Source organism: Trinickia mobilis (genome assembly GCF_017315705.1).
Classification (GTDB): domain Bacteria; phylum Pseudomonadota; class Gammaproteobacteria; order Burkholderiales; family Burkholderiaceae; genus Trinickia_A; species Trinickia_A mobilis.
In genome coordinates, this window is the sequence record NZ_JAFLRF010000023.1 from 1 (window position 1) to 12,647 (window position 12,647).

A 12,647-nucleotide genomic window follows, 5' to 3' on the forward strand; every position below is an offset into this window, starting at 1 on the left:
AACGAACGTCGGCTGACACGACAAACGCGCACCGACCATCAAATCTGCATTCGGTGTGCTAAAACTAGCGCTTACGTTAATTCTAACGTGCACAAATCTGCTCACGCAGACTGGTTTCGCTGGGCAAACGATCGCCCCTGCTGAGGCGAGCGGTGCGAGCGCCGCCACCAAAGGTGCCTTTCACACTCCGGTGCGGCGAGCCGCCCCGGCTGGCGAGCCAATGCTCGCGCAGCACACCTCTGTACGCTGCATGAACACCACGCTATCGCAACCCCAACGCGCTGATACCGCTGAAATTGACTCATGGATACAAATACCGACATCGAGCTTCTAACAACGCTGGAATTCGCCTTTCTTCACGCCGTCGAGCTAATCGCCGATATGGACCAATCCCTTTCTACCTCGGAGGGGCTTGTTTCCGTGGTCCCTCAGGTGGTGCTTTGGATGTTGAAGGAAACCTCGCCGGACGTAATCGCTGAAATTGAAGAAAGCGGCTTGCGGGAGCCCTTCATTTCTCTGCTCGCTGAGTACGCTGCGCTCCGCCGAACGGCGCAGAAGCGGCTTGCTTTTTCTGCGTACAGCAACAATGAAGTTGAGCTTGAAGCTCCCCTGCCCTTCCGTATTACATACGACCACCTGAGAGAAGCGTTGTCGCTGGGCGACGGGGACGATGTAAGACCCGCATTTCGCAATGCCCTCAGCTCAATACTGCCGATAGTTCAGGAGCGGCTGCAGATGGTGGATGAAATCTCGTGGGGTGACGAAGAAATGGCGGGCCCATGGGGAGACGAGTTCATCGAACAAAATGATGAACACGCTGAACCGCTGTTTGACCACTTTGAGGCATACCAGATTAGCGAGCAGCTTTCCGCGCCGCTCGATAATTCCAACGCCCCCCTCGAACTAGCCACGATTTGGTTCAGGTCAACGCTCGACTCGATGGATGACGGACGCCACCTGCACTTCTGGTCAACCGTCTACACGTCGGTACTGGGTGAATGGCTTCAGCTGGCCGCACCGTTTCTCGCAAAGTCCGTGGAGACAAACGGTCTCATCCCTGCTTTTTACAAAGCGGCCACATCGTACGTTGAGACTATGCGCGACATCGAGCGCCTCTGGCATAGGTTGAGTGAACCGTTGCGTTCATTGTTATCTCACTGCACTGTCGATGCGGAAGAGGCGGTCGGTATCATCGCGTCGATGCTCGAATTTCCCGAGCACGAGGAAGCTGCTCGGGAGCTGACTGCGCGAATGGTGTACGCGATGTTTTGCCGGCGCCTGAATCCAGACCGAACAACCACGACTCGCGAGCCTTACCAGTTGCTAGCAAGCAATACCGTTTTACAGACTATCAGGCATGAGGCCGCGTCATTGGAAACATGTTATCTGGTCGACTCTTCGGCGCTGCCGAAACCATTTGAGGAACGGATCACCGAACGGCAATGCATTGTGGTCCGGCTACCAGAGGAACGTCTTCAACTGCTTGACCAGCTTGCCCGCGATGTAGGACTGACAGGACTCTTCTCGAAGATGGCGGATGGAAGTCAACAACGCTGTAACCTGACTGTAAATCATGCGTTCTGGGCGCTCCAGGAGCAACTGTGGCCGATGATGTTCAGATTTCGAAACGAAGTGCCGGTGCTTTACGTCTTCCCGGAAATCTGTGTCCTTGTTCTGTACCGCTTCAATCATTTTGTCGACCTGCGACGAGTCGCTGATGTGCCATACCGCCATTGGGATTCGGCAACGTTGAATGACGGTGAATGGCGGCACGCTGCGAAGCACTACGTTTCTCAGCTGCCCGACGGGACGCAGGTCAAACCAGTAATTCTGACGAAAGTGGCGGATCTGACGACGCGTGCACCTCTATCTGATTGGGCTCAAGCCATGGAGGCGCGCGTTGAGGTGCCCACTGTCTAGTCCTCCTACTGAAATCGTGCGCCCCGCGCGCTTTCTATCCGGAACCGGCGCCCGTGCCGGTTCTGTGACGTAATCTCTTCGCAAAACGTTACGCCCCACGCCTCTACTCGACGTTGTCGTTCACGTCAGTCAGCCGCACCATGTGCGGCTTTACCCCCTCGTCTTCGTCGTCCGCCGTAATGGGCGGATGAATCAGTGCGTCAAGCCGCGCCTTCGTCGCCGCGAATTCCGGCAGCGTGATCTGTGAATAATCGCGCGGGCGCGGGACCGGCACTTCGATCAACTCCTGCACTTCGCCCGGATGCGCCTTCAGGACCAGAATGCGGTCAGCGAGAAAAATCGCCTCGTCCAAATCGTGCGTGATGAACAGGACGGTAACGTCGATGTTGCGCCAGATATCGAGCAGATGTGTCTGCATCTTTGCACGCGTCTGTGCGTCGAGCGCGCCGAACGGTTCATCCATCAGCAGGATGCGCGGCCGGTTCGCGAGCGCTCGCGCAATCGCTACGCGCTGCTTCATCCCGCCGGACAACTGATGTGGGTAGGCGTTCGCGAACTTCGCGAGGCCGACCAGATCCAGCCATTGCAGCGCCTCGCGCTCGGCGTGCACGTTGCTGTGTCCGTTCATCTTCAGGCCGAACATGACGTTCTTCTTGACGGTCAACCATGGAAACAGCGTATAGCCCTGAAATACCATCCCGCGATCGGCGCCCGGCCCCTGGACAGGCCTGCCGTCGAGCAGCACGTGGCCGCTCGTCTGCGAGTCGAGCCCGGCGAGGATGCGAATCAACGTCGACTTGCCGCAGCCCGACGGACCGATCACGCAGACGAACTCGCGCCGATGAGTCTTGAAGCTGATGCCATCCAGCGCCGTGATCGCGCCTTGCGACGTCTCGAAGCGCTTGCCAAGGTCGTTGACCTCCAGGATCACCTCACGGGCCTTCAGGTGCTGGAAACGGGCGCGCACCGCGTCGGACTGAATGAGGTATGACGGGATTGGTTGCGGATTTAGCATGAATGAGGTCCTCTAGATGCGGTGCAATAGACCGGATCGCATAAACGTGCACGCTACGCCTTCAACGTACGATCCCATGGGAACAGTTTGCGACCGACGAACGCCAGCACGAGATCGGTGCCCAGTCCGATGATGCCGATCATCAAGATCGCCGCGTAGACGTTGTCGAAATGCTCATATCGCGCCTGCTGGGTGATGTACCAGGTAATGCCGGAAGTGGTGCCGACCAGTTCTGCGACGATCAGATAAGTCCACGCCCACCCGAGCAGGATGCGCTGGTCCCGGTACAGGTCCGGCAGGATGCCCGGAACCACCACATGCGTGAGCAGCCTGAGTTTCTTTGTGCCGAGCGTCATCGCCGCTTCGAACAAGCCGTAGTCGAGCTTGCGCGTCGTGTTAGCGATGATCATCACCTGCTGGAAGAACGTTCCGATGACGATGATGGCGATCTTGGGTGCGTCATAAATGCCGAGTATCGCAACCATCAGGGCACCGAAAGCGGGCGCCGGCAAATAGCGGAAGAACTCGAAAGCGGGCTCCTGCAACCGTGCGACCGCGCTGTAAGTGCCGCAGACAATGCCGATCGGCACGCCAATGGCCGACGACACGACGAAGCCCCAGAAGATGATCTGGATGCTGTGCCACAGACTTTGATGCAGCCAGACGCCATCGTGCGATGCGGGTGGCGTCGTGAACGCCGTGTAAAACGCGCGCAGTACCTCATGCGGCGCCGGCAGGTACACGGGGTTAGCGGGCTTGCCAGCCGGCAACGCGCTGTGAGTCTCTCGCGCATGGGCCAGCTCGTCGGCGAACACGTCCCTGTCGACACGCATGCCGCTCTGGAAATAGTCGACGCTGCCCGGGCTCGTGACGAGCACCTGTGGATGCCAGACAAACGGCACATAGCTGAGCACGCACCACACCGCCAGCGGCAGCAGGAACGAGCCGACACCCAATATCCACTTGCCGCGCAAGGATAGCTCGCGGCGCACGGCGAACCATTCGGTCCGGTTAATCATGGTCATGGGATTCTCCGTTGCATGGTTCGATTGCCCCTACCGTGCACTTCCGTCGATGTTGAATTGATTCGCCACATGCTGCTCATCGCGCATGACGGCTCGCAAGATAAGCGCGCCACCCCCCAAACGCGGTGATGTCGGTCGCGACGTCGAGCGCGACGCTTTCGCACAGGAAACCGTAAACCTGCGTACCATCCACGAGCGTCAGCGTGCCGATGCCAAGCGGCGGTGGTACCTCTGCGACGAAATCACCGAACCCGGCGAGCGGCATGTTCCACACCTCGATTTCGATTGCTGCACCACCGGTCGCCACGCGCACGAGACCCGGCCTCGCGACGGCCCCCTCCGACGCCGCGGGCAACGCGTATAAGCGGTAGGTCGGCGCGGTAGTGGTGCTCGCAGCGAGGCGCGCGCCTCGTTGTGTCAGTTGCCCGTTCAGTGGCTCGCCACTGAGGTGTGCGCCGACCACGGCGATCCGCACGGTCGCGTGCTCGCCCTCGCCCGCTGTTCCGCCCGTCGGTACGGCGCGCAACCTCCGCTCATCCGACGTCTCACCAAGCCAAGCCCCCGCCAGATCGAGCAGAACGGCATCCTGATGCGCACGTCCGACGAACGTCACGCCGAAGGGCAGCCCGGCATGCTCCCCGGCCGCGCAGACACCGGCGGGCACGGCAAGCGCAGAAAGGTCGAGCAGATTGACGAAGTTCGTGTAGTAGCCGAAGCGCGAGTTGACGCGGATCGGATCCGCTTCCAGCTCGGCGATGGTCGCAGTCGTGGCCGACGTCGGCGTCACAATCGCATCGATCTGGTGCCAGACCTCTTCGGCCTGCATGCGCAATACGGCCAGCCGGTCGAAAGCGGCGAACGCGTCCGCCGCGCTCCAGCGCGCGGCGCCGCCGATGATCTCGCGTATCACCGGATGCAGCTTATCCGGCTGCGCCTCGGCGAATGCGCGAATCGCGGCGAGCCGCTCGGCCACCCACGGGCCCTCGTACAGCAGGCGAGCAGTTGCCAGGAACGGCTCGAAGTCGATCTCGATCAGTTGCGCACCCGCCGACCGCAAGCGCGCTAGCGCGGCATCGAAAGCCCGGGCGTACGAAGCGTCGCCGAAGAATTCGAGTTGTTCCGCGCGCGGCACGCCGAAGCGTACGCCGCGCAAGGACCGTGGCTGTCCCGACTGGGAGGACTGGGACGACTGGAAGGACTGGGACGGCGGTTCGGGCGGTTGCCACTCACGCGCATACGGATCACCGTCCGCCACGCCGCGCGCGACGTCGAACACACGTTGCGCGTCGCCGACTGAGCGCGCGAAGATCGATACGCAATCGAGCGACTTGCACGCCGGCACGACGCCGAGCGTACTGAGCACGCCCTTGGTCGGCTTAAGTCCGATCAGCCCGTGAAATGCCGCCGGCACGCGCCCCGAGCCAGCCGTATCAGTGCCCAGCGAAAATGCCGCGAGACCAAGTGCAACCGTGACCGCAGAGCCGGAACTGGAGCCGCCCGACGCGTAACGCGGATCGAGCGCGTTGCGGCATGCGCCGTAGGGTGAGCGTTGCCCGGACAAGCCGGTTGCAAACTGATCGAGATTGGTCTTGCCGATCGGAATTGCACCCGCCGCAATCAGACGTTCGACGACCGCCGCGCTCCGCTCGGGCATATAGGCATAGGCCGGACAACCGGCGGTCGTCGGGATGCCTGCCAGATCGATGTTGTCCTTGATCGCAAACGGAATCCCGTACAGCGGCAAGGCGTCCACGTCCAGGCCTTCAAGTGCGTCGACGTATCGCATCATCTCGTCACGGGTCAACGCGCGAATCCACGCGTGATGTGGATCGTCGCCCGCCGTACGCGCGGCAATCGCTTCGACCCGTTGCGCGGGCGTGAGACTGCCATCCCGATAGCGCGCGTGCAGCGACGCGATCGACATCGGCTCAAGTAGATCAGTGTGTGGGTTCATTTTCACGCAGCCTCCTCGCTAGCGTCGGCCGCAACGTCGGCACGCATCACCATCAACCGCTGGCCGGCGACGACAGCCGCGCCCGGCGCACAGTCGATTGTTTCGATCACGCCGTCTTCGTTGACGGCAACAGATAATTCCATCTTCATCGATTCGACGATCGCGACCACCTGCCCTTCGGTCACGCGCTCGCCCTCGCTCACGAGCAGTTTCCACACGCTACCGGACACATCGGCGACGATGCTCCGCTGGCCGGTTGCCAGTGCGTCGTCCGGCGCACCGGCAGGCACCCAAGCCGCGTCGCCGCCGGACTCGCCCACGTACTCGGCTAGTCCGGCCGCCTGCCAGCGCTCGCGCTCGGCATCGAAGGCCGCCTGCTGCATTGTTTTGAACGCGGCGATCGATTCGGCCTCTTCGTGCAGAAAACGGTTGTACGCGCCGAGGTCGAACACCGAGTCCTCGATCTTCAGGCTCGCGCGACCCGAGATGAAATCGGCACGCAGTTCGGCAAGTTCGGCTTCGCTGACTTCGTAGAAGCGGATCTCGTCGAAAAAGCGCAGCAGCCACGGCTTGCCCGCCTCGAATTCGCGCGTGGTCCGATAGCGGTTCCACATCTGCACCGTGCGGCCGACGAACTGATAGCCGCCCGGCCCTTCCATCCCATACACGCACAGATAAGCGCCGCCGATACCGACCGCATTCTCGGGCGTCCACGTGCGCGCCGGGTTGTATTTGGTCGTCACGAGCCGGTGGCGCGGGTCGAGCGGCGTCGCCACCGGCGCGCCGAGATAGACGTCGCCGAGTCCCATTACCAAATAGCGCGCATCGAACACAATGCGCTTCACGTCGTCGATGCTGGCGAGCCCGTTGATGCGGCGAATGAACTCGATATTGCTCGGGCACCACGGCGCATCGGGCCGCACCGATTGCATATAGCGCTCGATCGCCACCCGCGTGGACGGGTCGTCCCATGACAGCGGCAGATGCACGATGCGGTTCGGCACGCGCATATCGGCGACGCCAGGCAATTCGCGCTCGGCTTGCTGAAGATGCGCGATCACCGTGTCGCGCGACAGCGTCCGGTGATCGAAATGCACTTGCAGCGAGCGGATCCCGGGCGTCAGATCGATGATGCCCGGCAGCCGATGTGCATCGAGCCAGTTCGTCAACGCATGCACGCGAAAGCGCAGGTTTAGGTCGAGCACCAGCGGGCCGTATTCGACCAGCACGTTTTGATCGCCCGAGCGGCGATACACGACACCCGTCCCTTCGCCCGCGTCGGAATCACGGTAGAGAACGCAATCGGTGGCGCTCGGCGCGCTGTTCGGCGCAGGCATGGACGCCGGCTCCTGGACCGGAACCGGCGCAAACCGCACCGTGTCTCCCGGCCGCAGTTGCCCGAGCTTCCACAACTCATCGCCGACGACGGTCACCGGACACACAAAGCCGCCGAGGCTCGGGCCATCCGGCCCGAGGATCACCGGCATGTCGCCAGTGAAATCAACCGCGCCGATCGCGTAGGCGTTGTCATGGATGTTCGACGGGTGCAGCCCTGCCTCGCCACCGTCCGCGCGGGCCCACTCCGGCTTCGGCCCGATCAGGCGCACGCCTGTGCGGCTGGAGTTGTAGTGGACGGTCCACTGCGTTCCGTACAGCATCGCGATGTCATCCGGCGTGAAGAAGTCCGGCGCGCCATGCGGACCGTCGAGCACGCCCAGCGTCCAGTCGTGCGTCAATTCCGGCACACGGGCCGGATCGAGCACCGCGCCCGGCTCGCCTCGGCCCGCGTCGACGGCGAGATGCAATACATCGCCCTTGCGCAATGCGCGCCCGGCATGTCCGCCAAACTGGCCAAGCGTGAACGTGGCCTTGCTGCCGAGGTAATCAGGGACCCGCAAGCCCCCCTTGAGCGCGAGGCACGCGCGCATGCCTGCACCGGTCACGCCGCCCAGCTTCAGCACCGAACCTGCGGCCGCCCGCGTGACCTGCCAAAACTCGACAGGCTCTCCATCGAGCGTCGCGGCGAGCGGCGCGCCACCGAGCACGAAAAGCGTAGTCGTGTTGAAGCGCAGCGTCGCACCGACCATCGCACATTCGAGCCCGGCCGCATCCGGCGCATTGCCGAGCAACTCGTTCGCGAGCCGGAACGACAGATCGTCCATCGGCCCGGAAGGCGGCACGCCGATGTCCCAGTAGCCAAGCCGTCCCGGTGTCTGCTGCACCGTCGTCTGCACGCCGCCGTCGAGCACGTCGATCGTGTGCGGCATGAACATTAAGCGCGACAGGAATGCAGTCGTCTGCGCACCGCGCGCGAACGTATCCGAACCTGCGATTGCACGCAGGTAGTCGAGATTCGTCTCGATCCCGTAGAGTTGTGTGTCGTCGAGCGCGCCGCGCAGCGTGGCGAGCGCGGCATCGCGCGTCTCGCCTTTGACAATGACTTTCGCGAGCAGCGGATCGTAGAACGCGCTCACTTCGGTGCCGGCGTCGACCCATGTCTCGATGCGCGCGTCGTCGGCAAACGCAACGTGTGTCAGCACGCCCGCACTGGGTTGGAACTGTTTGTGCGGATCTTCTGCGTACACACGCACCTGGATGCTCGCCCCGCTGGGCTGCGGCATGAGCGTGTCGAGCGGCGCAAGCTCGCCCTGCGCCTGACGGATCATCCATTCGACCAGATCGATACCGGTCACCTCCTCCGTCACGCAATGCTCGACCTGTAACCGCGTGTTCACTTCGAGGAAATAGAAGCGGCGCGTGTCGGCGTCGAACACGAACTCGACCGTACCGGCCGATTCATAGTTCACTGCCTTTGCCAGACGCACCGCGCTCGCGTGCAGCGCAGTCCGTTCTGCCTCGGTCAAACCCGGTGCTGGCGTCTCTTCAATGATCTTCTGATTGCGTCGCTGTACCGAGCAATCGCGTTCGCCGAGCGCAATCACGCCGCCCCGCCCATCGCCGAAGATCTGCACTTCGATGTGCCGCGCGTTCTCGACGAACTTCTCGAGGTAGACACCCGCGTTCGCGAAGTTCGCCTCGCCGAGCCGCGCAACCGATGCGAACACCGCCTCCAGTTGCACGGCGTCGCGACACAGCGACATGCCGATGCCACCGCCGCCCGCTGTGCTTTTCAGCATCACCGGGTAGCCGACCGAATTGGCCTCACGTATCGCGGTGGCGACGTCGGCCAGCAAGCCGGTGCCCGGCAGCAGCGCCACGTCGTTGGCCTTCGCCAGTTCGCGCGCGGTGTGCTTCAGGCCGAATTCACGCATCTGCGCGGGGCGCGGTCCGATGAAACGAACCCCTGCGTCTTCACAAGACTGCGCGAAAGCGGCATTCTCGGACAGGAAGCCGTAACCGGGATGCACCGCACACGCGCGGGTCGCGCGCGCCGCGTGGAGTATCGCGGCGCCGTTCAGATAGCTGCTGGCCGCGACAGCTGGGCCAATGCAGACAGCCTCGTCCGCGAGCATCACATGCATCGCGTGGCGATCGGCTTCCGAATAGACAGCAACCGACGCGATGCCAAGACGCTTCAACGTGCGAATCACGCGGCAGGCGATTTCGCCGCGATTGGCAATCAGGATCTTGTCGAATCTCATTGTGCGTCCCAGATGAGGAGCCGCACGGGCGTCGGGTTATAGCCGTTGCACGGATTGTTCAATTGCGGACAGTTCGAGATCAGCACGGTCACGTCCATGTGGGCGCGCATCTCGACGTATTTGCCCGGCGCGGAAATGCCGTCTTCGAACGTCAGCTTGCCGAGCGGCGTGACCGGCACGTTCATGAAGAAGTTGATGTTGCTGACGATGTCGCGCTTGGTCAGTTGCGCTCCCGCGCCGCAGGTGCAATGCGTGATGGCGTGCAGGAAGCTGTCGCGGCAACTGTGCATGTGGCGCTTGTCGAGCGCATAGCGGACCGTATTGCTTTCTGCCGCGCAGGCGCCACCGAGCATGTCGTGGCGTCCACAGGTATCCGCGACGATCGTCAGCATCGGATTGCCGAAGTTCGACATCAGCACGCTGCCCGCTGTCAGATACAGGTTGCGTTGAACGCGAATCGTGTCCTGCGCGCTGTAGCGCTCCAGCGAATCGGCGGTGTTGTAGAAAAGGGTGTCGACCGCCTGATTGCCTTCGAGGTCGAGGATGCGGAACAACTGCCCGCGCTTGACTTCGTGCAGCCATGGTTCACCGGCCGGCAACGTGTGGTCGTAGACCGCATGACGGATATCGAGCTTGCTTTCGACGATAGGCATCATGGGTCTCCTTATACGAACAGGCGGTCGGTGTTGACGAAGCCGCGCTCATTCTCGGGGCACGCTGCGCGGCATGGATCGTCGGCCGGGACGGTGGCGTCCGTTGCATAGGCGCGGTACGCGATCAGCTTGACAGGCCTCGGTTCGTAAGTGGACGCCGGATCCAGCGGATGTGGCGCGCTCGAAAACGCCGCGAGTGTGTTCATCTCGAAGCGCAGATCGAACGCTGCTCCGGCCCGCGAGTGGTGCGGCACGAAGGTCAGCGCGCCCGCCTCGTCCGGGGCGAGCTTGCTGAAGAAGTTGAGGTTCGCCACCAGATCGCGCGTGCCGAGGCCGTACTTCGCCAGTTCGAGTAGCAGGCTGTCGCGGCCGTTGCGGATCATCGCGTTGCGATGCTCCTGATAGCGGGCGACGCCGTACTTGCTCGCGAAAAGCGCCGCATCGCCGACGCCGCCTAGCGGATCGTGCCAGCCAAGCGTGTCGGCCGTGATCGATGCGATCACCCGGCCCATGTCCGAATACAACACGCAGCCGCGCGTCAGATGCGCGGTGTGCTGTGCCTTCAGCGTATCGGCCATGTTGTAGCGCTCGAGCGGATCGTCGTGCCGATAGAACACGGCGGCCAGATTCGCGCCGCCCTCGAGATCGACGATACGTAGCGCAATGCCTCGGCGCAGCACGCCGGACCAGTGGGTGCCGGCAGGAATCACTGTTTCCCACAACACGTGCGGGATCGGTGCAAGATCGACTGGGAGTTGCGTCGACATGGAGGCTCCTGGTATCGGTTGGGAAAAAGCGTGAGAGGGCGATTGAACGACATCGCGACCTCCCGGGCTTTTATCCCTCCGTGGAGCCTCGCCGGCGCCTTGAAAGAAGGTGGACGGCAAGACCGGATTGCTCTTGGACCAGGCATCGTGCCCACATGACGGCGGTACGACCGGAACCCTAGCGATCCTGAAGATGATGCAAATTGCTTCGCACCTCTCGCGGCACCGTTAAGCGAGTTGCGTGCCAGCGTAGCGGTGCTTGCGTCGGAAGCCAGCCGCGACAAGCGATGCGCTGCCATCCGCAATGCCATGCAACTGGTGCGTCTGGCAGTGCACGCGCTCTGCGGCAGGGCCGCCTCGCACCACTTGAATGCCTCGTGCTCCACATTTGGGCCGACGCGCTGCGTGCTTCGTTGTGCGCACGGGATGGAACGCGATGGCATGGTGGTTGCTGGATGCAAGACTCCCTATCAACACGCCATCATCCGACATGCCCAACCTCGCCACCCTTCGCCGCACGCTCTTTGAATTGCTGTCGGTCCGTTTCATCGAACTGCAGAAACAGCGGCGCCGCCCCTAACGTGCGGGCGCCGTGGCGGGCAAACCGCAGTCACTGTTTGCCCGCCAGGACGACCGACGTTCACTCGTCATCGTTCATGCTGCTGGGCCCAGCCGTCGCATACCGCGCCTGCTGCCCGAAGCTGGCAGGCGCTTTCGAACCGTCGGGCAACGCCAGCTCTCCGCTTTCAAGCCGCTGCTTCAGATACATGAAGCTTTGCGCGGTCTGCGCGAACAGGTGATCACCCGCGAACACTGGCGGGTATTTCGCCACAGCCTCCGGTGTCGCGAACGGCGGCAGCGGCGCGACCACCGTCCGGTAGTCACAGGCAAAGAACAGCGGAAACGAGTACCGCTCCTCCCTCACCTTGCGCACGCGGTGCGACGTGGCCACATAAGTGCCGCCGGTCCAGACCTCGAGCATGTCGCCGATGTTCACGACGAACGCGTTTTCGACCGGCGGCGCATCGATCCAATGGCCCTCGCCGTTCATGACTTCGAGCCCGGGGGCTGTCGGCAGCAGGATCGTGAAGCACTCGTAGTCGGTATGCGCGCCTATCCCCGGCCGGTCTTCGGCGGACGGGTCGAATGGATAGTGGATGAGCCGCAACTGGCTCGGCGGCTTGCTCAGATAGGCGTCGAAATGCGACTCCGGCAAGCCTAGCGCAAGCGAGAAACCACGGAACAGGGCCCGGCCGAGCGCGAACGCCGCCTCGTAGTAGCTGCTGACCGCCTCGCGAAAGCCGGGCTGCTCCGGCCACAGGTTCGGGCCGAGCATTGGCGTGCCGGCCTTCACGTCAGGGTCGTCGGGCGGCAGTTCCCTGCCCGTATCGAACGCTTCCTTCCTGTCGCGCTTGCCCCCGGCGAACGCTTCCTCGCCTTCCGGAACGTAGCCGCGATGCGCGACCGATTGGCCGATGTAGTAGCGCATTTTCCAGTCTTCGGGCGCCGCAAAGAAACGCCGCGCCTGCGCAACGAGTTCGGCCTGTTGTTCGCGTGCAACCTGGTGACCCGTGACGTAGAAGAATCCGGCGTCGCGCGCCGCGCGATCGAGTTCGCAAGCGGTCGCCAGACGCTCGCCCAGGTCATCGCTAAAGAGTCCGCTGACGTCGACGATGGGGAGTCGATCGAAGCCCGTGTGGGTATGGCTCAT

The 12,647-nt window shown here is 62.8% G+C and carries 9 protein-coding genes and 1 riboswitch; of the genes, 2 read left to right on the plus strand and 7 right to left on the minus strand.

Annotated elements, in window-relative coordinates; all coding sequences use genetic code 11:
- Positions 1-303: 303 nt before the first annotated feature.
- Positions 304-1,920 (plus strand): hypothetical protein, encoded by a 1,617-nt coding sequence (locus tag J3489_RS25125; protein WP_207002696.1) that lies wholly within the window; start codon positions 304-306, stop codon positions 1,918-1,920.
- A gap of 103 nt (positions 1,921-2,023) precedes the next feature.
- Here the strand turns inward: J3489_RS25125 and J3489_RS25130 are convergent, their stop codons facing one another.
- The 6 genes from J3489_RS25130 to J3489_RS25155 form a co-directional block, all read right to left on the minus strand.
- Positions 2,024-2,935 (minus strand): ABC transporter ATP-binding protein, encoded by a 912-nt coding sequence (locus J3489_RS25130; RefSeq protein ID WP_207002697.1) that lies wholly within the window; start codon positions 2,933-2,935, stop codon positions 2,024-2,026.
- A 53-nt stretch (positions 2,936-2,988) separates the two neighbouring features.
- Positions 2,989-3,960 carry an ABC transporter permease gene (locus tag J3489_RS25135; protein WP_207002698.1) on the minus strand — a complete coding sequence of 324 codons (972 nt, stop codon included), beginning with the start codon at positions 3,958-3,960 and terminating at the stop codon, positions 2,989-2,991.
- 76 nt (positions 3,961-4,036) lie between these two features.
- On the minus strand, positions 4,037-5,914 hold the full coding sequence (gene atzF / locus J3489_RS25140; protein WP_207002699.1) for an allophanate hydrolase: 1,878 nt from the start codon (positions 5,912-5,914) through the stop codon (positions 4,037-4,039).
- Positions 5,915-5,916: 2 nt separating this feature from the next.
- Complete coding sequence (gene uca, locus J3489_RS25145; RefSeq protein ID WP_207002701.1) at positions 5,917-9,516, minus strand: urea carboxylase; 3,600 nt, start codon at positions 9,514-9,516, stop codon at positions 5,917-5,919.
- Complete coding sequence (locus J3489_RS25150) at positions 9,513-10,169, minus strand: urea amidolyase associated protein UAAP2 (RefSeq protein WP_207002832.1); 657 nt, start codon at positions 10,167-10,169, stop codon at positions 9,513-9,515. Before J3489_RS25150 ends, uca begins: the two co-directional genes overlap by 4 nt.
- Before the next feature lie 11 nt (positions 10,170-10,180).
- Positions 10,181-10,936, minus strand: a complete 756-nt coding sequence (locus J3489_RS25155; RefSeq protein WP_207002703.1) for an urea amidolyase associated protein UAAP1 — start codon at positions 10,934-10,936, stop codon at positions 10,181-10,183.
- 57 nt (positions 10,937-10,993) lie between these two features.
- A riboswitch (guanidine-I (ykkC/yxkD leader) is annotated at positions 10,994-11,129 on the minus strand.
- Between the two features lie 243 nt (positions 11,130-11,372).
- Between J3489_RS25155 and J3489_RS25160 the strand changes: the two genes are divergently transcribed.
- A complete protein-coding gene (locus J3489_RS25160) occupies positions 11,373-11,516 on the plus strand; it encodes a hypothetical protein (protein WP_207002704.1) in 144 nt (47 codons plus the stop codon).
- Positions 11,517-11,576: 60 nt separating this feature from the next.
- Here the strand turns inward: J3489_RS25160 and J3489_RS25165 are convergent, their stop codons facing one another.
- The gene (locus tag J3489_RS25165) at positions 11,577-12,647 is read right to left on the minus strand and encodes an isopenicillin N synthase family dioxygenase (RefSeq protein WP_207002705.1); all 1,071 of its coding nucleotides are present in this window, start codon (positions 12,645-12,647) and stop codon (positions 11,577-11,579) included.